Genomic DNA, 24,564 nt, shown 5'->3' with positions numbered 1-24,564 from the left:
CCATATCAGTCGTCCTCGAAGGACGGTTTCTTCTCGGCGACACCTGCCTCCGCCAGCACCTTGCGCAGCCAAGGGGGAGGACACGTCCTGAGCATCATCTGCGTGCGCAACAGCACCTCCTGGATGGTTTGGGGCTGCGCCACCTTGATCGGATGGATTTTTGCCGAAACAACCTTGGCTGCCGAAGGGCCGCCGATGGCCAGACAAAACAGGAGATGACAGCCCTTCAGCGCCTCCACCTTCGGCGTGATGCGGTCATCGCCCTCGCTCCGATGCTCCCCGCTCTCGTCGGAAACGTCATCGAAGGCCACGGCTTCCACGAGGTTCCATTCCTCGCGCGTCACGTCGTAGACAGCAAAGCGCTTGGCCGAGCCGAAATGGGCATTGAGGTTCTTCATATCTTGCGTGGCGACCGCCACGCGCAATGCGCCTGCTCGTCGTTCCGGCATCGGTGCGTGAACCTCGTCAGTGACGAGCGAGAGGCGACGAAAGGAGCTCATCTGGCATTTCTCGCTTGCGGAATGGATCAAGTGCCTCAGGCGTCGGCGCGTGCTGGTTGGCCTGGAAGATGTTGGCAACCTCGAAGATCAGGTCGCGGGTGCCCTGATAGAGGATTGTGAGCTTGTGCTGGCTGCCGAGTCGGTCGAAGACCGGAAAGCCGACGCGCATGAGCGGAATACCAAGGCGCTGCGCCGCCTGGCGGCCGTGGGAATGGGTGACGAGAAGATCAGCGCTCGCCGCAAGAGCTTCCAAATCGCCGAGATCGCCGATTTGAACCGACTGCGCCGGTACTTTTTCCAGAATTTTCGACATATCGGTCGTGGCGACGGCCGCCGCGATTTCGGAGCCCATGCCGACGAAGAAGCTCGCGAGTTGGTAGAGTTGGTCTGGTTCAGCAGCGATCGCAATTTTCTTGCCTCCGAAATGGAAATGTCCGTCGAGTAACGCATCCTGCAATTGGCCCCGGCGACGGCGCACCCCGGCCGGCACCGACGTGCCCGAAATCGAGGACAGCAGCGAGACGAACCGGTCGGCGCCCTTCAATCCGGTCAGCGACTGGAACAGGACGTAAGGCACGCCGGTCAATTTCTGCAGCACCTCGGCGGGGCGGCGCATATGCTCGCCGATGGCGATGCAGTGCTCGGCCGTGCCAAGCTCGCGGATGTCCTCGACGCTGGTGCCGCCATAGGTGGTCGTGACCCAACGGTCGGGCACGGTGCCGTCGAGCGAGCCTGAAACGTCCGGCAGGATCACCGGCTTCAGCCCAAAGCTTTCAACCATCTCACGCAAATGCTCGATGTCGGCCACAGTAAGGTTCCAGCCTGGCAGGATCGCGATCTTCTTTGACTGCCGGACCTGGTCGCCAGGGCGTGTAATCCCTTCGATCATCGCGGTGACAGCCTTGGCCCAGCCCTCTTCGATCGCGCCGTCGAAATCCGGCGTGTTGGCCAGCACGATCTCCGTACCCGCGATTTCTTGCGCGTGCTTCAGCCTGATGTCGGCGATGTCTCTTGCGCAATCTTCGCCACGGGTTTCCACCAGCGCCGTCGTGCAGACCCCGATCAGCTTTGGCTTTGTGCGGACCTTGAGGTTGAGGATCGCCTCTTCCAGATTGTCCGCCCCGCCCAGGATCGTCGTCACTTCGTCCATCGCGGTGGTCTGCAGGGGGATCGCTTCCTTGAAATGCCGCACGAAGAGCACGAGCGCGAAGCTGGTGCAGCCCTGGCTGCCGTGGAACAGCGGCATCGCACCCTCGACCCCAAGAAAGGCCAAGGCGGCACCCAGCGGCTGTGACGACTTCAGCGGATTGACGGCTGCTGATTTGGTCTGGGAAAGAATGCGGGCCATAGGCTTCCTCAACACGCGCCGCAATCGCCGGCCGTCGTGCCGGCGACTTCCTGGACAGCGTGCAACGTCGCGGTCTCGCTCTTCGTGCCCGGCAGTTCGTCCTCCACCGCAGGCTGGCAATCCCACGGTGCCGGCTCGCGCACCTGGAACCAGATCGGGTTATGAATGGCGAGGTCGATCTGGCGTACGAGTTCCACCATGCCGTCATAGCCGGCATAAGGGTGTTGGCGCTCCTGGTTGATATCGAGCCAGGGTGTCTTGGCCTTCAGCGCGATGAATTGCGTGCGCCCGCCCGACAGCATGATGTCGGCCTTGTGTTCTGAGAGCATGGCGTAAAGGTCGCGCGCTGCCATCTGCTCGAACATGTGGTTGTCGTCCCTGAGGATCTGCTTGATGCGCTCCTTGTCTTCGACTGTGGATTTCTTGACCGAGGTGCCGACGATCTCCATGCCGATCTCCATCAGCGCGTGAACGACCGACCAGGACTTCACGCCGCCTGTATTGAGAAGCACGCGCTTGCCTTGAAGCCGCCGCCGGTAGCCCTCGAGCTTCCTCCACGCAATCGCCTCTTCCACTGCGATCAGCGTCTGTGTGCGGTTGAGGATCTCGCGATCGGCCCCCTTCCTCACGAGCAGCTCAGCAATGTTGCGAAGTGCTTGCGAGGTGTCGGTAATGCCGTAGAAGGAGCCTTCGAAGAACGGGATGTCCCAGCGCTCCTCCATCTTGCGGCCCAGATTGATGAGCGCGGTCGAGCACACCATCATAGCCGCCCGGGCGCGGTGCGCGGAAGCAACGTCAAGGAAGCGCGCGTCGCCCGGAATGCAGGCGCGCACGCGGATGCCTAGCCGATCAAGCAGCGGCTTCACCAGCCAGAACTCGCCGGAAAGGTTGAATTCGCCAATTATGTTGATGTCGTGCGGCCCGGCGTCGTCGGGTTCTACCGTGCCGATGACGTGATCGAGCAACGCCTCGGCGGCGAGCTTGTTGCCGAGGTTCTTGGAGCCGGCCAAGCCCGGCGCATTGACCGGCACCACGGCCAAGCCGAATTTTTCCCCCGCGCGTTTGCAGACGGCCTCGATGTCGTCGCCGATCAGCGCCGTCACGCAGGTCGAATAGACGAAGATCGCTGACGGCGCATATGTTTCCTTGATCTCACGGATCGCCTTGAAAAGCTTCCGCTCGCCCTGCCCCATCACCACGTCGAGTTCGGTGAGGTCGGTCGTGAAGCTTGTGCGCCACAGCGTTGCCCCGGACGAAGCTGCGCCGCGGTTGTCCCAGGAATTGCCCTCGCAGGCGAGCGGCGCATGGACCAGGTGCGCAACGTCGGTGATCGGCTGCAGCACGATCTTGGCGCCGTCAAAGGCGCAGCCGCCGGCTGCCGCCCCCGGCGTCAGCGGCTTCGAGCAGCCCTCTTTGCGCGCCTTGGCATCCTTGCCGCGGTTTCTATCGCAGGCGGGCTCGTTGAAGACATCCTGGATTTTGGCGCTGAGCGAGGACATTGCGTCGGTCTCCAAAAGTGCATTGGGCAAGGGACGGCCTCGGCGAAAGGCCGGCCGCCGCTCTTAGCGGGTGAGGTCATAAGAATAGTCCGTTACGCCCGTCTCGCTCGTCTCGCGATCGAGCTTGTCGAAGATCTTGTCGAGGATCGTCGTCAGGACGCGCAACCCGCCTTGATAGCCCATGAGCGCAAAGCGATGGTGATGGTGCCGGTCGAAGATCGGAAACATCAGCCGGATCAGCGGCGTGCCGGTATCGCGCTCCAGATACTTGCCATAGGAATTGCCGATCAGCAGGTCCACCGGCTCGGTGAAGAGCAGCGAACGCATCGCCCAAAGGTCCTTGCCCGCCCAGACCTGAGCGTCCTTGCCGAAGGGCGAGGATGCAAGCAGTTCCTTCATCTCGGCTTCCCAAGCCGAGGCGCCGTTGGTGGCGAGGCAATGCGTCGGCTCGCCGCCGGTCTCCATGACGAAGCGGGCCATGGCGTAGACGAAGTCCGGATCGCCGTAGATCGCGTATTTCTTACCGTGCAGCCATGACTGGCTGTCGGCCATGGCATCAACCAGTCGGCCGCGCTCAAGGCGGATTGTCTCTGGGATCTCCTTGCCGGAAAGCGCCGAGACCTTCATCAGGAATTCGTCGGTCGCCTGGACGCCGAGCGGGTAATGGAACGAGGCCGTCTCCTGCCCGGATTGCTCGCAATATTCCAGCGTTTTTCGGGTGTTGTAGTACTGCAGCGAAAGTGTCGCCTCGGCGTTGAGCGCCTTCTTGACGTCTTCGATTTTCGTGCCGCCGTCATACATGCGGTATTCGCCGTCCGACGGCGTGTCGAATTGGTCAGAGGCGTCCTGAATGAAGGTGTATGACACGCTCATCAGATCGAGCAGGCGCTTGAGTTCCCGGTTGTTGCCAACGCAGAAGCCGTCGAACCCCGGAATGATGTTGATGGTTCCTGCGGCTTCCCTGCGCTCCTGGCCTTTCCAGAAGTGCTCCAGAATGCCCTTGACCATACCGTCATAGCCGTCGACATGGCTGCCGACGAAGGCCGGCGTGTGGGCGAAGGGCACGTCGAAGTCGCGCGGGACCGAGTTTTCGTCCTTGGCGTTCTCGATGAAGCTGTGCAGGTCGTCGCCAATGACCTCTGCCATACAAGTCGTCGAGACGGCGATCATCTTTGGATCGTAGAGCTGGTAAGTGTTGGCAAGCCCGTCGACCATGTTCTTCAGGCCGCCGAATACCGCCGCATCCTCGGTCATCGAGGAGGAAACCGCCGAAGCAGGCTCCTTGAAATGGCGCGACAGGTGCGAGCGATAATAGGCCACGCAGCCCTGGCTGCCGTGGACAAAGGACATGGTTCGCTCGAAGCCCGCGGCCGCGAACACCGCGCCGAGCGGCTGGCAGGCCTTGGCGGGGTTCACGACAAGCGCTTCGCGGGCGAGGTTCTTTTCGCGGTATTCCCACGTCTTGGTGAATTCGCGTTGATCGGTAACGATCTGATCCGGGTGCGGACATTCGAAATTCAGCTTCTTCTCGGCGAGCATCTGCCTGTATTCCGGCTCGCGGAACAGGGGAGCGTGGTCGAGAATTTTTTCAGCCGACTGCGGCATGGGTGATTACCTCTTTTTCATCTGGCCGCCCCATACGGCAGCTCAGGGACGTCGAGACGTTTCAGGTCTCCCGCGGGCCACGGGGCCGCGGGCGTTCATCGTCTCCGTTGGGGAGACCAGGCTAAGGTCAGGTGTTATTCGGCAGCCATCGCCCGCCCACGGCGCGGGCTTTTTTTCCAAGGCGCGTCGTACAGGCCCCAGACGGGGTTGTTGATGGCAAGGTCCACGTCGCGGGCGAAAATGGCAAAGCCGTCATAGCCGTGATACGGCCCCGAATAATCCCAGGAGTGCATCTGGCGGAACGGTATGCCCATCTTTTGCACCGGGTATTTTTCCTTAATGCCCGAGCCGACGAGATTAGGGCGAACCCCCTCGATGAACTTCTCCAACTCGTAACCGGTCACGTCATCATAGATCAGCGTGCCGTTCCTTACGTAATGGCCGGTGCGCTGATAGTCATCGTTGTGGGCGAACTCGTAGCCTGTGCCGACGATCACCATGCCGAGGTCCTCGTAAGCTGTGATGACGTGGCGGGGGCGCAGGCCGCCGACATAGAGCATGACGGTATTGCCTTCGAGGCGCGGCCGGTACTTGGCGATGACCGCATCAATCAACGGTCTGTACTTGCCGATAACCTTCTCCGTCTTCTCCTCGATTTCGGGCCCAAAATGCTTGGCTATCTTGCGCAGAGAGGCTTCGATCTGGGAGGGGCCGAAGAAATTGTACTCCATCCAGGCGACGCCATACTTTTCCTCCATGTGCCGGCAGATGTAGTTCATCGACCTGTAGCAATGGATGAGATTGAGCTTGGCCTTCGGCGCGCGCTCGATCTCGGCAAGTGTCGCGTCGCCCGACCAGTTGCCGACAACGCGCAGCCCTATCTCCTCGAGCAGGATGCGCGAGGCCCAGGCGTCGCCGCCGATATTGTAGTCGCCGATCACGTTGACGTCGTAAGGGCCGGCCTCGAACTCGACGTTCTTCTTCTCGAAGACCCAGTCGCGGATCGCGTCGTTGGCGATGTGGTGGCCGAGCGATTGCGAGACGCCGCGGAAGCCCTCGCAGCGCACCGGCACGATGGTCTTTCCGTGCTCCTTGGCCTTGTTGCGGGACACGGCTTCAGTGTCGTCGCCAATCAGGCCGATCGGGCATTCGGATTGCACGCTCATGCCGTTGTTGAGGGGAAACAGTCCCTCAATCTCGTCGATGATCTGTTCCAGTTTCTTGTCGCCGCCGAAAACAATGTCCTTCTCCTGGAAATCGGAGGTGAACTGCATTGTCCCGAACGTGTCGATGCCCGTCGTGCCGACATAGTAGTTGCGGCGCTGCGACCAGGAATATTGCCCGCAGCCGACCGGGCCGTGCGAGATATGGACCATATCCTTGATTGGACCCCACACCACGCCCTTAGAGCCGGCATAAGCGCAACCACGAATCGTCATCACGCCCGGAATGGACTTGATGTTCGATTTGACGTCGCATTCGGAGACGACCTCGCCTTCCTCGCCAGCCTCGTCCCCGCTCTTTGCGACGCTGAGGTGCTTTTTGCGGCGCTTCGCCGCCTTGTCGGGATATTGCGACAGCACCTCCTCGATAAGCTTCGCATGGAAAGCACCGTCATTCTCGTAATCCAGGCTCATGGGACCCCTTTCAAGCTTCAGGTGACGCCTCACCGACGAGGCGCCGTTCTTTGAAAGGCGCGCCAGCTCAAGGCCGCGCCTCATGTCGGCAGTGTTCGTTACTGTGCGGCCGCCTTCGGCGCTTCCTTGGCCTGAAGCTCGGCAAGCATCTGCTCGTCGGTCTTCATGATGCCGAAGTCGAGCAGCATCTCCTCAAGCTCCTCCATGGTGATCGGGGTCGGGATGGTGCCCTGCCCCGAATTGGCATGGATCTTCTCGGCCAGCGCCCGGTATTCCCCCGCCTGCTTGGAGTCCGGCGCATACTGGATAACCGACATCTTCCTGAGCTCGGCGTGTTGGACGATGTTGTCGCGCGGCACGAAATGGATGAGCTTGGAATTGAGCCTGGAAGCCAGCGCTTCGGCGAGGTCGAGCTCGCGGTCGGTTTGGCGCTCGTTGCAGATCAGGCCGCCGAGCCGCACGCCGCCCGAATGGGCATATTTCAGGATGCCCTTGGCGATGTTGTTGGCGGCATAGAGCGCCATCATCTCGCCGGACATGACAATGTAGATCTCCTGGGCCTTGCCCTCGCGGATCGGCATCGCGAAGCCGCCGCACACCACGTCCCCGAGCACGTCGTAGGAGACATAGTCGACATCGTCATAGGCGCCGTTCTCCTCGAGGAAATTGATCGAGGTGATGACGCCGCGGCCGGCGCAGCCGACACCCGGCTCGGGGCCTCCGGATTCCACGCACTTGATGCCCTTATAGCCGACCTTGAGCACGTCCTGGAGTTCGAGGTCTTCGACCGAACCTTCCTGCGCCGCAAGGTGCAGGACCGTATCCTGCGCTTTCGAGTTCAGGATCAGGCGGGTGGAGTCGGCTTTAGGGTCGCAGCCGACGATGAGGATCTTCTGCCCGAGGTCGACAAGTGCGGCGAGCGTATTTTGGGAGGTGGTAGACTTGCCGATGCCCCCCTTGCCGTAGAATGCGATCTGACGCAGACCTGACATGTAGCTTTCCTTCCTTTGTTCCATCGATCGCGGCTGCCCGCGACATGAATGCCGGTGGGCAGCTCTCGCCGCCTCGCACTGAAGGGTCTCAAGACTCGTGCCAATTGACTTGATCGGACAGACGAAAAATTTTGATATTGCTTTTCAGCTATTTAGCCTGAGAGCAAACAAGTGATTGTCGGAACGAGCCCGTGTGGCGGACGCGACAAAGGCAACAGAAAGTGTCGGATGGCGCTGCTCGAGAAGCTACAGCTTGACCTCGGTAACCGGAGCAAGTTGGGACAGCGGGTCTAAGGGGACTTTCGTCGAGAGACCTGCTGCAGAGACCTCGGTCCATGCGTAGCTGTGTATCGTTCTAGGCTGCTATTGACCCTGCGCGGTTCGGCAAATCACGGCGTCGATTGCGCTTCCGACTCCATGAACTTACTCGCACCGGCGCCGAAACCTGCAACCTGCACCAAATGCGCCGAAGAATCCCGGATTGTCGCGTTCCAGCCATAAAGTTGGCATGCGCATTGCAGGGCAGCCAGGGGCGGCCCCCGATGGCAACAAGCATTGAAATCTTTGCTACGCGTATGATTGCTGAGTGCGATATATGGGCAATAATATTGGAGTACATAAGATTCTATAAATCTATCATGATCTGCCTAGACAGGCATTAATACTTATAATGATGGAATCTAACGTGAAAAATAAATGGACATATGTTCTAATGGCGGTCGCGGCCTTGGCGTTATATGCGACGTACAGTTCGTTTCTTTCGGCAGGGTCTGCGGAAAGCGGGCGCCCCGACGAAATGACGGCGATTGTTACGCGAGGTTCAGTTGAAGAGGTCGTTTTAGCCCTGGGCACTCTGGAGCCGGTCTCAATGGTCCGCGTTGGCGCCCAGGTATCGGGCCAGATCAAGGCGATCCATGTTCACGTCGGCCAGACCGTCATGCCCGGAGACCTTCTGGCGGAGATCGACGCTATTCCACAGCAAAACGCCCTTAGAACTGCGAAGGCCAAGGTAGAGGATATGAATGCCCAGAGGGGCATGAAGCAAGTGGCGATACGGTTCTCTGAATCCGATCTCAGAAGACAACGCAGCCTCAGCGAGCACAATGCAGTCTCTAAGAAGACGTTCGAAGAGGCTGAAACAAAGTACCAGACGCTATTGGCCGAACAGGTCTCGCTGGAGGCCAAGATCCGGCAAAGCGAGGTCGACGTTGAGACCGCGCAAGCCAACCTCGCATACACACGGATAATCTCACCCATGGAGGGGAAGATCGTAGCGGTCCCGATCGAGCCAGGGCAGACGCTCAATTCCGCGCAGACTTCGCCAACGGTCGCCGTGATCGCGAACCTTGAGGAGATGGTGGTAAAGATCCGGATTTCCGAAGTGGACGTCTGGCGTACAAGACCTGGTCAAAGCGCCTGGTTCACGATCTTCGGAGATCCACAGACTCGCTACCAAGCCCCGCTTGAGGCGGTTGAATATGCACCTCCGTCCATAGCCGACGAGACGGCGCACGATCGCTCCACGGAGACGGCGAAAGACAGCGCGGTCTATTACCACGGCGTGCTCAGGGTGAAGAATCCAGAAGAAAAACTTCGAACCAAGATGACCGCCCAAGTGCGCATTTCAATAGGGCGTGCTGATGATGTCTTGCTTGTGCCATGGGCGGCGCTTTCGCTGCGACAGGCGGACGGATCATATCTGGTCAAGGTGAAGGGCATAGACGGCAAGCTGACAGAGCGGTCGGTTCGGACTGGCTATACGGACAGGATTCACGCTGAGGTGCTTGAAGGCCTTCGTCAAGGAGAGACCGTAATCCTCGATGAAGCCGCGCCAATGAGCAGGAGCTGAATGATGTATCTGGTAGAGCTCCGCGATCTTGGCCGTTCTTTCACCCTGGGAGGAGAAACCGTCGAGGCGCTTAGCGGAATCAATCTTGAGATAAAGCGCGGCGAATTCGTGGCGCTTGTGGGCGCGAGCGGTTCCGGCAAATCGACGCTCATGAACATTCTGGGGTGCCTGGATGCGCCGACAGCCGGCACTTCCCTTTTGGCCGGGCAGGATGTGTCGGCTCTTGGTCAGGACGCGCTCGCAGAACTCAGGCGCAGGCATTTTGGCTTTGTGTTTCAGCGGTATCACCTACTGAACTCGCTGAGCGCAGTATCGAACGTCGAGGTGCCGGCGATCTATAACGGCGTTTCGAAGTCGAGGCGGCAAGCCCGAGCCCGGCGATTGCTAACCCAACTCGGTCTGGAAGATCGGCTCCATCATCGCCCTATGGAAATGTCGGGTGGGCAGCAGCAGCGCGTATCGATTGCCCGAGCGTTGATGAATGGGGGAGAGATAATACTTGCAGATGAGCCGACAGGGTCGCTCGATTCAAAGAGCGAGGCGATTGTTCTGGACCACCTGAAGACCCTTCATGTCGAAGGACACACCATCGTCATGGTTACACACGACATGGGCGTAGCTCGACACGCCGATCGGATCGTCGAGATCAACGACGGACAGATCGTCTCCGATCGACGCAACGTCGCGACCGTAGCGCCTCCCTTGCGCGGTCTGGTCGATCTTGCGGAAAAGGCCGGTTTCCTGACAAGCTTCCTCAGAAGAACGTCCGAGGCTGCCAGAATAGCATTCCGATCGATTGCTGCACATTGGCTGCGTAGCGCTCTCACACTGCTCGGAATCGTCGTGGGCATCATGTCTGTAATCGCCGTCGTTGGTCTCGGTGAGGGTGGCCAGGCGATCGTTCTTGACCAGATCAAAAGCTTTGGCGCAAACTCGATCAACATCTTCCCTGGCACCGGCTGGGATGACCGCAACCGCGGAAATGTCGATACGCTCACTCCCGACGATGCGGCCGCCCTGGCAGAACAATCTTACATAGATAGTGTCAGTCCGCTGGCTTGGGATACCGGGCAGCTCATGTTCGAGAGCAGGACCGTCGACGGGGTAATCAGGGGAGTGAGCAACGCCTATTTCGACATCGCACAACTTCCCTTAACGCAAGGCAACCGCTTCACCGGCGGTGAAAATCGCGCTCTGCAGGAAGCGATCATCGATAACAGCACCCGACGAACGTTCTTCGGAAATTCAAGGAGCCCGATTGGTGAGATCCTGGTCGTGAAGGGTGTGCCCTTGGTGATTGTCGGCGCCATTGGAGAGCTCGGCGGATCCTTGGGGCAGGACGAGCGCCCGCAAGTGTTCATTCCGCACATCAGCATGATGTCCCGCATCTCGGGCTCGCAATGGCTGCCCGAGATAGTGGTCCGAATCAGCGAGAGCGTTGGTACGGACGTTGGCGAGAAAGCCGTGATAGCGTTCTTGGAGAAACGTCACGGAGCGCGGGATTTCTTCACATCCAATAGCGATCGAATACGACGGTCGATTGAGAAGACGTCGCGAACTCTCTCGATGCTCTTAGTGTCTGTCGGAGCTGTTACGCTGTTGGTCGGAGGTATCGGCGTGATGAATATCATGCTGGTGTCGATCACCGAACGCACCAACGAAATCGGCTTGCGGATGGCAGTCGGAGCCCGGACGAGCGATATTATGTTGCAGTTTTTGATCGAGACCCTTGCCATCACTATCATGGGGGGGTGCGCGGGCGTCGCCCTCGCCTTCGGCCTTGGCGCGCTCACCCACTCCATCGGAACACCTATTCCGATGGTGATCTCGTTGCACGCAGTCAGCATCGGTTGCGTCATGGCTGTTGTGGTCGGTGCGGTCTTTGGCTTTTTTCCTGCGAAAAAAGCGGCGCGTTTGAAACCCATCGAGGCGCTATCTCGCGATTGACTGGCGCTGACCACGACAGGGACGTTCCCAATAGAGCAAGGGTGCTACCATTTATATCGTCCGGTGGACTGCGGTCATCAGTCATCACTATCATTGTCGCAATCCGTAGTTATTCCGACACGCATTTTTGTTCACGGCTATGTGACGGCTGAGGGCTGCAAGATCGGCACATCCACCGGCAATGCGATTGCCCCTATGCCTCTGATAGCGCTCAGATAGATCTGGGATTTCGGTGTCGATGTGCAGCGTGCGGATGTGCTTGCCCGTTGCCGCGAAGATTGCATTCGCTGGCGCATCGCGACCAAACTTAAGTACAGCGCGCCCGTCCTCGTCTACAAGTATGGGCTGATCCGCTTCAGCGTCCTGCCGCACTGGCGACACCGCACGCTGGCCCGCCAGCTGGGCGCCACCACCCGGACCGGAATCGCACGCGCGCGGGCGAGCAGGATCCCCGAACCGCCCGACGTCGTCTTCACAGCTTAGGCAGCCAGCTGTTCGTTCAGTTGCTCGCGCTTCCCGAATTCGACGATCTGCCGTTCGACCGAGTCATCGCGGCCGGAAGCGTGGTCCGCCCAGATCATAACTGGCCGTAGCGCATCGAACAGGGCCATATCGAGGCGGTCTTCAATCATTGCGGCGGCAGGGACTGTGCGGGTCCCTTCGCGCAGTTCTTCATTCCCGGAACCGGACCGGGCGCGCGCCACAGCTTAGACGCCGCGGCGATCAACGTCGTGAGTCCCCAAATATTGTCACTCCCTTACGCTGCATACGCTTCAAGCCCTTTGGGCGCTGGCATCTGGGGCGAACCTGCAGCGTGGTCACCACCGGCGCGGCAAGCCTACGACGCTCTTTGCGAGCCGTAGCTGCCGAGCTGGCAAGGCGGGCTACATCGCGGCAGCGCAACCGGCGCGCAGAAAGCATGTCGTTGAAAAACAGTCGCGCGAACACCCGCCCTCACTGGTGAGGACGTAATAGCAGTGCGGGATGCGGGATTATTCGATGTTGGAAAGCGGCCGCGACAACGACATCGATTCGACTGCCGGATCGTTCTCAAGTCGTACCAAGTCGCCGGCCCGGATCTCTGCGGAGAACATTTCCGTTCCGATCTGGGCGCGCGGGTTAATATAAGGCGGCTGCACAAATCCCTTGCGAATCTTGACAAGCACCAAGACCCGCTCGTTGTCGCTACGCGGGTTCGCCTGTACGGAAGATGGCACAGTTTCCATCTTTCGGAGGGATTTGAAATCCACTGACATATCGGTCCACTTGCTCTGGGCGCAATATAGGGCTGATACCTCTCCCTTGCAAGAAAAGCCCACACAGTGGGCGCTGGTTGCAACTGTTGCTCAGACCAGCACATCAACGATCGACCTTCCGGACGCTCGCCCGTAGCCATAACGTGGGTCCCACCCACCAGCCACTAGGACTGGTGGGTTCGTGAGTGCGCCCCTGATCAGCCGGTCGCGCAGTTCCTGTATGTCCAACGCAGCTCCGTCGCGATGCGCCTCTGCAAGAATCAGTGCAACAAGCCCGCTGACGGCCGGCGCGGCCATGCTTGTCCCCGATTTGCGCACCACGCCCGTTCCGGTGCGGGAACGGGCCGCAACCACATCTTGCCCAGGCGCGGAGACTTCCGGCTTATTCCGGCCGTCGCGGGTCGGACCGGAACTTGAGAAACTTGAAAGCGGAAAGGCGGCTTTGTGGGCATTATAGGAGCCAACGACGACGGTCGACCGACCCGTGGAAATTGAACCCAGCGTGTGCGTCGGCACCGGCACCGCAAAGGACGACTGTGCGGTGTCATCGCGCTCGATCCAAGCGTGATAGTCGACCGCCTCGCTATCGAGTGACTTGAATCGTAGCGTCCAATTGCCATCGGACAACCCCGCTGCTAGCCAGACACCGATAACATTGTCGTGGTTGTTTGGATCGTCCAAACGGCTACTGACGAAGATCGCTACGTTACCTGGCGACCCAATCGGCAGGTTAGTGCCAGGTGCGACCGGCCCGAACACGGTACCGTCGGGCGCTATCAGCGTTATCTCGAGACGACGTCCGCCCGCATACCAAAGCTCGAATTCTCCCCCGCCGTGACCGCTTTGCTCCCAAACAATATCATGGTCGGCATCGCCAGCAACATTTCCGCTTGTATGAATTCCGTCTTCTTGCGAATTGCTAGCGGCGATGACAATTGCCCGATTTGGTTTCTCGGCCATTAGAGCATCAAGTCCCTGTTCGACAAGCGAGGTGCCGTCATGAGGCCCGCCATTCGTGCCAAGGCTGAGGTTCACGACGCAAGGACGCTCGCCGGCGGTGTCGAAGATGTAGCGGACGGCTTCCAACAGTTGCACTGAATCGCCGAAGGCTTGGTTGATAGTGCCGGGACCTTGCCAAACGATGTCCGAGATGGCTGCCTCGACAAAGATCAGGTCTGCTTCTGGGGCCACACCAGGCTGACCCGAACCGGCGCCATTGCCAGCGGCGATATCCATGACGTGAGTACCGTGTGTACCGTGTTGCTGCGCATTGTCGGGATTCGGCCAATATCCAAGCGCGGCATAGGCATCAGGCGACGCGAGCGCGGCGTCGATCTCCGCAGTAGAGTGAACTCGGCCGTAGCCAAATGGACTGTCGGGCGTCGCGATGCCTGCCTGATGCCAGATCGCGAGAAGACGCGTTTTGCCATCTGGCCGCCTGAAATTCCTGTGCGCAAAATCACAACCAAAATCAACGATTCCAACGACGACCCCGCTGCCGCCGTGAGGCTCGCTGCCGGCAGGCAGCGCATCGACGCCTACCCCCATTGCCACCACGGTGGACTTGAGCGTCGGCTGCACGGGCTGGGACGCCTTCAAGCTGAACACAGTCGGCGCAGCACGGACACGTTCGATCCGCTCTACCGGCAAGCGGCCAGTGACAATCCAGGACTTGTCGGCCGTTTGGCCAAGTGTACTACCGGGGACCACATCGGACAGAGCCTCCCAGTCGTCGACAGAACCGACGCGTGCGATGACGGCGATCTCATCTCCTGCAGTGGACGTCAGCGCTAGCCCGGGTTTCCCGGTACGGCGATTGGCGATGGCAAGCTGCAAGCGCGGATCCATCGAGGCGTCGATCTTGATTGGAAGGGCGCGCAGCGACCCCAGCGGTGACAGGACCGTTGGCGCCAGACGCGTGTTCAGCATTGTCGACGAAATCGCTGACTGCCTACTCGCGATAGCTGAAGCAACCGCTGGCCCTAAATCGGCCGCCGCGACCGTGCCAGATGTCGTAGCGAACGATGAAAATATCCGATCAACAAAATCAGACGTAGCACTGGAGGGAAAGATAGCAGGTAACCCGGCGGAGAGGGCACTTTTCGTCGCGGTTTTTAGGCGCCTCTTCTTGCTTCCACCGCCACTTCGAGTACCAGATGAATCCAATGAACGTTTTTTCGGCGCCATGCCACTCCCCAAAAAATGATGTCAACCGCACGCACTCTCCGCTATACGCCAACTGGTCGCACTTGGTGCGATTCGTTGGATGCGGCAGAAAGAATCTTTTACGAATTATTAGTGCAAATCAAAAAACCTTGCAATAAACAGTATCGTTTGCGTAATCATATTTTTCTGCAGAATATCGCTTCTGTTATCACTTCGGCTATCCTAAGCAGATCCAGTTGCCTGACTACTCATTTTGGCGATTCCGATGATGTCCGCGAGACAGAGGACCTGCAGTTTAGTCACCGCCAATGGCTTTGGTCTCATATATTCGCGCGTGATTAATGCCGCAGTGCTAGTCGACAAGAAGATCGGCGAGGCCGGCGCTTCGGCGTCGGCGCGCCATCGCAACGCGTATGTGTTCCCTTCTGATTGCCGTATTCGACCTCAAGATCCGCTTTGCCCCGCTTCGGCGTGGCTCCGTGCCGAATCTGTGTCGCGGTTCCGGGCACCAGCGTAAGGTTCCGCGCACCGGTCAGCAGCTGCGTCACCGTCTCCCACACCACGCCTCGATTGAGCCGCCGGGTAAAATCGGTACGATCATCGGGCTTCACCGCGAGCCAGACCACGACCAGCGACGGTGCTATGCAGTTCGACACGGCGCCGGGCTTGCCTTCACGAAGCCGCTAGCTGCCTCGATCAGCGGCAAGGCACTCCCCAGCCCGCGAATGTCATTTGTCGTATACAAATACATTTACAAGAGACGAAAGAATGTCAACATATGAGTTTACAATGAGCGTTAGGCAGGCAGCCCGCCACCAGTATCAGGCAATCGTAGACCTCGCGCAATCCCAGGCTGGGGAACTCCGCGTTCCCCCGGAAGGCTGGCTTCGGACAGTCCGGAAGGCACTCGGCATGTCAGGAGCCCAACTCGCAAAACGAATGAGGCTTACGCGCGCACGTGTCGCCCAAGCTGAGAAGGCGGAACTTGAGGGCGGTGTTACCCTGAAGTCCATGCAGGCAGCCGCCGAGGCAATGGGATGCCGCTTCGTCTATGCCATCGTGCCGCCGGTCACTGTCGACAATGTAGTCATTGAGCAGGCCCGCAAGAAGGCCTTGGCCACAGTGGGGGCTGCCAGCAAGCACATGGCGCTTGAAAACCAAGCCGTGTCAGACAGCCGCACGCAGCATGAAGTCGCTCGCCTCATGAACGAGCTGATCTACGAAATGCCTCCTGATTTCTGGGAGGACAAATGACGATCACGCTCGAATACCCCGAAGGCGCAACGCCTCTCGATCCCAACGAGCTCGGAGGGCTGAAATACAAGCACATTACCACGCAAGGGGAGCTCGACGAGCTTGAGCAGGCCAACATCGCGTCCGGGTTGCGCTGGCTTGCCCGTACGCGGCGCAAAGCGACAACCGTTGGTAGCGGCGCTTCATGGCTAGCGAGGACAGCGTCGGGTCTACAACGAATGTCGGAGGTCGGACATAGATGGGGCGGCTCCCCACGTTGTAATTGAAAGCTTTATTCTTTTGGCACGATTAGTGCTGCGGATGATCCGCAAACGCAAACGTTGCACGGAACCGATACAATGAGAGGTGAGCGTCATCCGGATTCTTGCGTCACTCAGTCTTCACGGAGTGGCAGCAGCGCAGGCGCTGGCCGACGCCGGCCATCCCGATAGTCATCGAGTCTGCGGAGAACAGAATCAGGATGGGGCGAGATCAGCATGAACTCGAAAATGAACTCGAATTTGAAATGTTTGGCCCAAGCAACTGCCATCGCCTTGCTCTGGACGGTCACCGCTACGTCGGCGCACGAAGGTATGTGGATGCCGGGCCAGACTGCGGAAGTGGGCGCGGCCATGCGCGCGGATGGGCTCCAGATCGATCCCGCCCGGCTGCGCCGTCTGGACGCTGACCCGCTCAACGCGATCGTATCACTGGGCGGATGCTCCGCCTCCTTCGTCAGTCCACAAGGGCTGGTCGCGACCAATCATCACTGCGTGTTCGGGTCGATCCAGTACAACAGCAAGGAGGGCCAGGACTATCTCACAAACGGCTTTTTGGCGAAGAGCCTGGGTGAAGAATTGCCCGCGGCGCCCGGCAGCCGCATCTATGTGATCGAGGATATGCGGGATGTGACCGCCGGCATGCTCAAGGGCGTCTCGGACAAGCTGAACGGCCTTGCCCGCTATGAGCGGCTCGACGCGAACCGCAAGGCGCTGATCGCCGCATGTGAAGGACAGCCCAATCGCCGCTGCGACGTGGGGGCCTACTATGGCGGCGCCTCCTACTATCTCCAGCAGAAGCTCGAAATTCAGGACGTGCGCCTCGTCTATGCGCCCGCGCTCGGCATCGGTAACTTCGGCGGCGAAACGGACAATTGGACGTGGCCGCGCCACACAGGCGACTTCGGCTTTTATCGCGCCTATGTCGCTCCTGATGGTTCCTCCCGCCCTTATGCGCGCGACAATGTGCCTTACCGGCCGAAGAGCTGGCTGCGCATCGCCCCTGAAGGCGTCCAAGAAGGCGATTTCGTGATGGTCGCCGGCTTCCCGGCGACGACCAATCGGTTGCGCACCGCGGGCGAAGTACGGTTCAACTTCGGGCCCTTCGAACCGCTGCTGCAGCATTTGTTGTCGGACTATGCCGCCCAGATCAAGCAAGCCACGGCAGGCAATCGTGACGCGCAGATCCGCTACGCCCCCATCCTGCGAGGCGTGGAAAACTACGAGAAGAAGCTGGGGGGCGATCTCGCCGGCGCCGATGCGATCGGGCTCAACGCTCGCAAGGCCAATGAGGAGAAAGCTTATCGCGACTGGGTCGATGACGATCCCGCGCGGCAGGCGCGCTATGGCGCAGCAATCCGCGAACTGGACGCCATGGTGGCCGAGAACAGCCGGGCGTCGCTCGAGGGACTGCGGCAGGCGCTTTTGGGCCGCGCGCAAATCCTCTCATCCGCGCGCACTCTCTTTCGCTGGGCGAAGGAGCACGAGAAGCCCGATGAAGACCGCGAAAGCGGCTTTCAGGATCGTGACCGTAACGGGACCGTGGATCAACTAAGGCAGATCGAACGCGGTTATCTGCCCGACATCGATCGCAAGCTGTTCGAGGCCGCGCTCGATGAATATCGCCGGCTGGACGCAAAGGACCGCGATACTGCGTTCGAGACCGCTCTGGACCAAATCGGCCTTGACCGACTTTATGCAGACACCAAACTCGCCGACACCGCCACGCGGCTCGGCTGGCTCGGCAAGCCGGCTACTGCCTTCGAGGCGTCGGATGATCCTTTCATCAAACTGGCGGTCGCGCTCTATCCTGGCGACATAGCTGCGGAGGGCGTGAAGAAAGACCGCGCCGGCCGCACGCAGGCGGCCCGCGCGACCTATGTGCAGGGCCTGCGTGCCTATCGGCAGGCGATCGGCCGGCCCGTGTATCCGGACGCGAATGGATCGCTGCGCATCACCTGGGGCAAGGTGACAGGCCGAACGCGCGACGGGCAGATCTGGACGCCCTTCACCACGGCCGAGGGACTTCTGGCCAAGCACACTGGCAAGGGCGAGTTCGATGCGCCGGATGCCGCGGTTGCCGCGATTCGGGCCAAGGATTATGGCCCATATGTCGCGCCGGCGCTGGGCACGTTGCCGGTCGACTTTTTGTCCACGGTCGACATCACCAACGGCAACAGCGGCTCGGCGACGCTGAACGGGCGCGGCGAGTTCGTCGGTCTCGCGTTCGACGGCACGCTCGAGGGCGTGATCTCGGACTGGGCCCCCGACGCGGACCGCAATCGCAGCATCCATGTCGACAGTCGCTTCATGCTCTGGACCATGGACAAGATCGACGGCGCGGGCCGGCTGCTCAAGGAAATGGGAGTGCGGCCGGCGTCGCGCTCCTGAGCGGATAGAAAACGTTGGCAAATGTCAGTAGATGGATGCGAGCTGCCGCAATGGGCGCTCAATCCCAAATGGGAGGCCCGCGACAAGATCAAGGCGCCGCTCCCGGTCCTATGCGGTCCGCTCGCCAAGGCATGGCTGAAACGCACTGTCGGCAACAAAAGCGTCGAATGTGCTGTTCTCGGCTACAGCCATGACGATGCGGGACTGCTCGAGCCATCCAAACGGCCAAGCGCACTTTTTCGTCCACACATCAGTGCGTTCCTGGCCCTCATCGAACGGACCAAACATGGCCGAGGGGCGCCCTTGGTGCTATATGCGCGCTGTGACCAGGTCCGAGAGCTTCATCGGGTGGTCCTCGTAGACTGGTCGAGGCCAACCAGCTTTGGAGACCGAACGTCCTTACTGCATCTCGTTGTTTACAAAGGTCTTATAGCTTTCTTCCTAAATGATGTGCAAGGATTTGTGTAACGAACATTGGCTTTTTTTAGCCGATTGCTGCCTTAGTTCGACCCCGATCACCAAGCCACGGTTCGCTCATGGTACCGATATCGATGCGCTAAAATGGGATCTCGTCTTCGAGCTCACGGCGCGTTCGAGCAGGCGCCGCGATCTGCTTGGCCGGCGCAGGAAGAGCTTGGGGCGTTACAGGCGGCCCAAGTCTCGCGGCTTCTGCGTCTTCGGCTTCCTTATCGGCACCAACTAAGCTCGTAATGGTTGCGATAGCCTGGGGCGCCTCCGCCAGAAAGCCAGTTGCGCCGCCGACCCCGACACTTACGGCGGCGAGAACCGCTAGCACTTTGGCAAAACTCAGCCGGGGCTGAGAAAGCTCGACCGACAGCTCATCTAGTTTCCGCAAAAGGCCTTTCCGTCGGGCTTCAGGCAACTCGCTAGCCGAGATGATCTGCCGTAGCTTTTGAATCTGCTGCTCGATACGCCCGCGCGTTTTGCTGGCCAGCCGAACCGAGGCTTCTGGGGATCCGCTCGTACTGCGAAGGCGAATACGCGTTGTAGTGGCTGTCGCCCTCAGCAGGAAATCATCGAACTCTTGCATGGGGTTTTGCATGTCAGAAGGGTAGCCGAAGCCGACAAAGCCGAGCTCTTGCGCCGCTGCCGCGATGATTGCCATGTATTGTGTCCGGATCCCCTGATCGTAGTGCTCTGGGGTTTCGCCGGTTATCATGGCATTCATGTTACGTCGGCAAATCTCTTCGAGCGCCGCGAATTTGGCATCGGGCTCCGGAGGGAGCCCCGCAAACTCGCGTCCGGAGATGATCTCGTAAGCCATTTTATGAACCCCTCCCTCAACCCTGGTCAGAATATTTAGGAATGCGGCAGGTGTTTCGCAATGTTGCACGCCCCTGGCTCTTTGTGACGGCGCCTCACCGGTATTTAGATTGTAGAGAATGGCGCACCCGACGCGCTTCGAACGCATGACCTTTCCTTCGGAGCATAAAACTGTCTTACGAATGGATCCATCAAACAGGATGGAATTACAAAGAAGTCACTTCAGTGCCTAACCTCCGGGGGATAGAACCGGGAATGGCGTTTGACACCGTTGCCAGATCTCCCAGTTCACGGTAGCGTACACGATATGTTCCGCAAGAAGTGTGTCCAATGAAATCTCCCGTTCGCCAGGTCGGAAGACCACGAAAGGCCGTCGCAGCGTACGCTGGAATGACGGATGCGCCTCTGAGTCTGCAGAGCGGACGGGTGATGGCGCGGGCCTGGAGCGAGCAGCTGGACTTTCGACGGAGGCAGCCGGCAGCTTGGTCTTTCATTGCCAAGACCGTCGAGGCCTATGTCGAGGCGTCGGGAGAGACAATCGGCTGGCCGCTGCCGATTGCACCACTCAGCGTCGCGTTGACCTACTCGCTTGATACTTCGGCTACAGAGTTAGCCAAAACGTTGGGCCGGGCTGCCGCCACGCTGCCGATCGAGGAGGCCTGCTATCAGCTGAGTGCCTGCTATACGGCCATGTTGCCGCAGGAGGTGCGCACCGCCTGGGGTGCCTATTACACACCGTCAGCGCTGACTGACCGGCTTTTGCAGCTAGCAAAGGAAGCCGGGGTCGACTGGCAAACCGCGCGAATCCTTGATCCGGCCTGTGGCGGCGGTGCGTTCCTGCTGCCGGTAGCGATGCGGATGCGCGACGCCCTCCCCGAGGTTAGCGCCGCGGAGTTGATCGAGCACTTCAGCGGCCATCTGCAAGGCTTTGAAATTGATCCGTTTGCTGCTTGGCTGACCCAAGCCTGGCTGGAAATCGCGTTTGCCGACGAGTTGAAGGCGGTCGGCCGCCGCTTTCCGTCCGTCGTGAGGGTCTGCGACAGCCTCGAAGAGACCGTGTCCGGCAAGCGTTTCGATCTGGTGATCGGCAACCCTCCTTACGGTCGCGTCAAGCTCGCTGCGCCTCAGCGCGAGCGTTACGGCCGCAGTCTCTATGGCCACGCCAATCTCTATGGTCTTTTCACCGACCTAGCGCTGCGCTGGACAAGGGTTGGCGGCGTCATTGCCTATGTGACACCGACAGGTTTCCTTGCCGGTGAATATTTCAAGGCGCTGCGTGGGCTGCTGGCCAAGGAAGCCCCACCGCGGGCGGTGGACTTCGTGACCGCGCGCAAAGGGGTATTTGAGGACGTCCTTCAGGAAACGATGCTGGCCACATACAAACGCGGCGCCAAAGTGGCGCCGACGGTGGTCCACTATCTGTCTGTCAACGGAACCGCCCAGGTTACGCATGCCGGCGGGTTCAACTTGCCGGCCGAGCGCACAGACCCTTGGTTGGCACCAAGAAATCCGTCAGATGAGGACTTGGTGAAGTCGTTGGAGCGGATGCCGACGCGGCTATCCGATTGGGGTTATAAGGTCTCGACAGGTCCGATGGTGTGGAACCGGTTTAAGGGCCAATTCCGCAATCGGCCCGGCAAAGATACCTTCCCTGTGATTTGGGCCGAGGCCGTTACTTTCGACGGACGGTTTATATTCCGGGCGGAAAAACGGAACCACGAACCGCATTTCCGGCCATCGGCTGCCGACGAGTGGTTGAAAGTGTCGGAGCCCTGCGTCCTGCTGCAGCGGACTACCGCCAAGGAACAGGCCCGCCGGTTGATTGCGGCTGAACTGCCAGCCGACTTTATCAAGACGCACGGCAGCGTGATCGTCGAAAACCACCTCAATATGGTCAAGCCGCGCGTCAAAAAGCCAAGGGTCTCGACAACGGTGATTGCTGCTGTCTTGAATTCGGGGATTGTTGACCGGGTCTTCCGCTGTATCAGTGGTAGTGTGGCGGTTTCAGCGTTCGAGCTTGAGGCACTACCTCTTCCTTCTGCCGACGAACTGGCGGAATTGACAAGAATGGTCCACCGGCAAGCGCGCCAATACGAAATCGACGCGCACATTCAAACGCTTTACTTGGGCCGGCCGGCCGCATGAGCACTCTGCCAGGTCTGCTTTCGTGGGAATCCGTGCAGGAGAGGCTGAAAGCCATCTTTCCGGAAGGCACTCCTCATCGCGGCTATCTCACGCGAGATTTGGCCGCCAGTACCGTCTTCGTAGCCCTCTACATCGGCGCTGTTGAGGGACGAGAGATATGGCTGGGACCGAAGCACGTCTACAGATTCAGCGACGATCAAGCGGCCATGGTTTCCGATGGTGAGCGCTTGGAATATTCCTCTCAGGTCATGAAGGCCGGAGGTCGTGCACCAGGAACTCAATGGTATCAAGACACGACGCGCGAACCGATCCGCGACGAGACCCTTCGGGAAGCCTTGGTAGTGGTGGGTGCGGCGATTGAGCGTCAGGACATTGCGACGACGTCCAGCAAGCCGCGCTACGCGTTGCAGACCGGTTTTGCCGAGCTGTTCGACCCAAACCTGGTCGGCGAGAAATTGGACGCTGCGATCGGCGCTTGGCAGAGCAAAACGTTGAACAAGGGCGCTCTTGCCCGCATCGCCATCGTCCGTCGCGGCGCCGGATCCGCGGGCGACAGCTTAAGTGTGACATTCCCAAATGGCGAAACCCGGCGGATGAAGCCCGGACCGAGCTCGGAGATAACAAAGGCCGTCATTGAGGTCTTTGCGCCCCGCTTTATGGGGGAGCCTGCGATTCTGTTTGTCAGCGAAAGCGGAAACAAGGTTGTTTCCCGGGACGACGATCTCGCGAAATCCATTGGGCTGACGATCAAGGCAGACAAGGATCTTCCCGACATTATCCTCGTCGACTTGGCGCCCGAGCATCCGCTTTTGGTGTTTGCGGAGGTCGTGGCAACCGATGGCCCCATTAATGCCAGGCGGAAGAAAGCCTTGGAGGACTTGGCAAACGACGCGGGATTTCCGCTGGATCATGTCGCCTTCCTGACCGCCTATCTCGACCGCAGCCGCCCCTCGTTCAAGAAGACGGTGGATTCCCTGGCATGGGGAAGCTTTGCGTGGTTCTCAGCAGAGCCGGATCATTTGATGGAGCTCAGCGACGGAGTTCGCTCGCGGCTGATTCCTGTAATGCCGTGACCCGTTCCACAGATGGTTAGAATGCTGCATGCCGACATTTGATGAAGCGGCGCTGGTGAAGGGGATCGCCCACGGTCAGATCGGGGGGATATCCCTGGATACAACTGCGTTCGACCGATACCAGTGCAATCTGGAGGTGCCCGCCCTATTGGGGCTTGCACAGTTTTTGGGATCAAAGACCCAATTCATTCTGTCTGAGGTGGTCGCGGGCGAGGTTAAGTCGCACGTTGCGCGGGACGCCGCCAAGGCAAGGCAGGAACTTCGCTCGGCTTTGCGTGAAATTAGACATCGGTGGCGAATGCCAGTTGATAGCAACGCAATCGAAGCGGAAATGGGGCTTCAGCAGTCGCCCCAGGATTTTGCCGAAACTTACTTCAACGCATTCGCCGACATCACCAAACCAGAAATAATATCAGCAGACGGTCGCGTTTCGCATGCAGAGATTCTGCGACGGTATTTTGCTCCCGAGCCGCCCTTTTCGGCAAAAGATCGGAAGAAGAGTGAGTTTCCGGATGCGTTAGCTCTGCTGTCGCTAGAATCATGGGCCATCGACAACAAAACGCTCGTTTTGGTGGTGAGCAGGGACGGCGACTGGCAAACATTCGCGAAAAGCTCCAAAAACCTAATCTGTATCCCCGACCTCGATCAGGCGCTGGATTATTTCAACGGGGAAGCCCGCTTCATCGTTGAACGTGCCGCCGGGCTATTGCGCAATAAGGCGGCTCCGGAACTCAACGATGCCATCGGCAGCGCCTTGGAACTGTTTTTGGAAGAGTTTGATCCCGAGACCGATGCCTATGCGTCCCTCGACTACGAAGTGGACAACCTTGAGTCTGCTGTGCAGCATTGGGAGGTAGTTCAGGAATTTGAGCCAAAGGTTCTAAACGCCGACGCGGATACCGTGGTTTTCAGCATCACCGTGGACGCGATCGTCAATTTTACAGGCAATTTTCGCTATTATGTCCATGACACGGTCGACCGAGACGAAGTCTACCTCGGCTCAGATAGCAAAGAGGTCGAGCAAACGGTCCGCCTCCCCCTCACCGTCACAATCGAACGAAACATCGATAAGGAGCCCGTTGTCGAGAGAATCGACATAACGCCGGTTCGCGTGGTGATTGGTTTCGGTCTCGTTGATCCCGATTGGGGACCAGAGGAATAAGTTGGATTTAGGAGGGCATAATGGCGCGTGGACCAAAATCGATGAGAGGGACGAAAGTTCGATTCAAAGGAGGTGACCTGCCACTGAAGTTTCATCCAGTGGCGATTAGAGCCTCGGCCGTTTCTGTTACGCCGTATGGCGCGGGTTGAGCAACCGGCGCAGACGCGAAGCCTGCAATGAGCGCAGCGTCGGAGCCGGT

18 protein-coding genes are annotated in these 24,564 nt (G+C 59.4%); 8 read left to right on the top strand and 10 right to left on the bottom strand.

Features of this window, described 5'->3' with window-relative positions; translation table 11 throughout:
• Positions 1-5: 5 nt before the first annotated feature.
• The 6 genes from nifX to nifH all read right to left on the bottom strand — a co-directional run bounded on the left by nifX (position 6) and on the right by nifH (position 7,581).
• Positions 6-500, bottom strand: coding sequence for a nitrogen fixation protein NifX (gene nifX / locus JQK88_RS33280; protein WP_203280788.1), 495 nt, complete (start codon positions 498-500; stop codon positions 6-8).
• Positions 466-1,848, bottom strand: coding sequence for a nitrogenase iron-molybdenum cofactor biosynthesis protein NifN (nifN, locus tag JQK88_RS33275; RefSeq protein WP_203280786.1), 1,383 nt, complete (start codon positions 1,846-1,848; stop codon positions 466-468). The genes nifX and nifN overlap by 35 nt, the downstream gene beginning before the upstream one ends.
• A gap of 8 nt (positions 1,849-1,856) precedes the next feature.
• Entirely contained in the window at positions 1,857-3,347 is a 1,491-nt protein-coding gene (gene nifE / locus JQK88_RS33270; RefSeq protein WP_203280784.1) for a nitrogenase iron-molybdenum cofactor biosynthesis protein NifE, read from the bottom strand.
• Between the two features lie 63 nt (positions 3,348-3,410).
• Entirely contained in the window at positions 3,411-4,952 is a 1,542-nt protein-coding gene (gene nifK / locus JQK88_RS33265) for a nitrogenase molybdenum-iron protein subunit beta (RefSeq protein ID WP_203280782.1), read from the bottom strand.
• Between the two features lie 134 nt (positions 4,953-5,086).
• Positions 5,087-6,589: a nitrogenase molybdenum-iron protein alpha chain gene (gene nifD / locus JQK88_RS33260; RefSeq protein WP_203280780.1), complete on the bottom strand. Its 1,503-nt coding sequence runs from the start codon at positions 6,587-6,589 to the stop codon at positions 5,087-5,089.
• 98 nt (positions 6,590-6,687) lie between these two features.
• Complete coding sequence (nifH, locus tag JQK88_RS33255) at positions 6,688-7,581, bottom strand: nitrogenase iron protein (RefSeq protein ID WP_123169646.1); 894 nt, start codon at positions 7,579-7,581, stop codon at positions 6,688-6,690.
• A gap of 712 nt (positions 7,582-8,293) precedes the next feature.
• Between nifH and JQK88_RS33250 the strand changes: the two genes are divergently transcribed.
• Together JQK88_RS33250 and JQK88_RS33245 are read left to right on the top strand one after the other, a co-directional pair.
• A complete protein-coding gene (locus tag JQK88_RS33250; protein WP_203280778.1) occupies positions 8,294-9,430 on the top strand; it encodes an efflux RND transporter periplasmic adaptor subunit in 1,137 nt (378 codons plus the stop codon).
• A gap of 3 nt (positions 9,431-9,433) precedes the next feature.
• Complete coding sequence (locus JQK88_RS33245) at positions 9,434-11,377, top strand: ATP-binding cassette domain-containing protein (protein WP_246750153.1); 1,944 nt, start codon at positions 9,434-9,436, stop codon at positions 11,375-11,377.
• A gap of 479 nt (positions 11,378-11,856) precedes the next feature.
• Here the strand turns inward: JQK88_RS33245 and JQK88_RS33240 are convergent, their stop codons facing one another.
• The 3 genes from JQK88_RS33240 to JQK88_RS33230 form a co-directional block, all read right to left on the bottom strand.
• The gene (locus tag JQK88_RS33240) at positions 11,857-12,081 is read right to left on the bottom strand and encodes a hypothetical protein (protein WP_203280777.1); all 225 of its coding nucleotides are present in this window, start codon (positions 12,079-12,081) and stop codon (positions 11,857-11,859) included.
• Between the two features lie 288 nt (positions 12,082-12,369).
• On the bottom strand, positions 12,370-12,633 hold the full coding sequence (locus tag JQK88_RS33235) for a hypothetical protein (protein ID WP_210328145.1): 264 nt from the start codon (positions 12,631-12,633) through the stop codon (positions 12,370-12,372).
• 90 nt (positions 12,634-12,723) lie between these two features.
• Positions 12,724-14,820, bottom strand: coding sequence for a S8 family peptidase (locus tag JQK88_RS33230; protein ID WP_203280776.1), 2,097 nt, complete (start codon positions 14,818-14,820; stop codon positions 12,724-12,726).
• Between the two features lie 747 nt (positions 14,821-15,567).
• Between JQK88_RS33230 and JQK88_RS33225 the strand changes: the two genes are divergently transcribed.
• The 3 genes from JQK88_RS33225 to JQK88_RS33215 all read left to right on the top strand — a co-directional run bounded on the left by JQK88_RS33225 (position 15,568) and on the right by JQK88_RS33215 (position 18,701).
• A complete protein-coding gene (locus JQK88_RS33225) occupies positions 15,568-16,053 on the top strand; it encodes a mobile mystery protein A (RefSeq protein ID WP_312037382.1) in 486 nt (161 codons plus the stop codon).
• Positions 16,050-16,319: a hypothetical protein gene (locus JQK88_RS36645; protein WP_246750152.1), complete on the top strand. Its 270-nt coding sequence runs from the start codon at positions 16,050-16,052 to the stop codon at positions 16,317-16,319. The genes JQK88_RS33225 and JQK88_RS36645 overlap by 4 nt, the downstream gene beginning before the upstream one ends.
• Positions 16,320-16,529: 210 nt before the next feature.
• On the top strand, positions 16,530-18,701 hold the full coding sequence (locus JQK88_RS33215; protein ID WP_312037381.1) for a S46 family peptidase: 2,172 nt from the start codon (positions 16,530-16,532) through the stop codon (positions 18,699-18,701).
• A gap of 556 nt (positions 18,702-19,257) precedes the next feature.
• On the opposite strand, the gene JQK88_RS33210 is transcribed toward JQK88_RS33215, so the two are convergent.
• Positions 19,258-20,133 (bottom strand): hypothetical protein, encoded by an 876-nt coding sequence (locus tag JQK88_RS33210; RefSeq protein WP_203280774.1) that lies wholly within the window; start codon positions 20,131-20,133, stop codon positions 19,258-19,260.
• A gap of 281 nt (positions 20,134-20,414) precedes the next feature.
• Between JQK88_RS33210 and JQK88_RS33205 the strand changes: the two genes are divergently transcribed.
• Genes JQK88_RS33205 through JQK88_RS33195 form a run of 3 tightly spaced genes read left to right on the top strand, consistent with a single transcriptional unit; the run spans position 20,415 to position 24,365 of the window.
• A complete protein-coding gene (locus JQK88_RS33205; protein WP_246750150.1) occupies positions 20,415-22,130 on the top strand; it encodes an HsdM family class I SAM-dependent methyltransferase in 1,716 nt (571 codons plus the stop codon).
• The gene (locus JQK88_RS33200) at positions 22,127-23,203 is read left to right on the top strand and encodes a BsuBI/PstI family type II restriction endonuclease (protein WP_203280772.1); all 1,077 of its coding nucleotides are present in this window, start codon (positions 22,127-22,129) and stop codon (positions 23,201-23,203) included. Before JQK88_RS33205 ends, JQK88_RS33200 begins: the two co-directional genes overlap by 4 nt.
• Before the next feature lie 28 nt (positions 23,204-23,231).
• Positions 23,232-24,365: a PIN domain-containing protein gene (locus tag JQK88_RS33195; RefSeq protein ID WP_203280771.1), complete on the top strand. Its 1,134-nt coding sequence runs from the start codon at positions 23,232-23,234 to the stop codon at positions 24,363-24,365.
• Positions 24,366-24,564 lie beyond the last annotated feature (199 nt).

It is taken from the genome of Mesorhizobium caraganae, from assembly GCF_016836705.1.
In the GTDB taxonomy this organism is placed as follows: domain Bacteria; phylum Pseudomonadota; class Alphaproteobacteria; order Rhizobiales; family Rhizobiaceae; genus Mesorhizobium; species Mesorhizobium caraganae.
The sequence above is the reverse complement of the archived record's forward strand: the minus strand, read 5'-3'. Positions and strand labels throughout refer to the sequence as shown.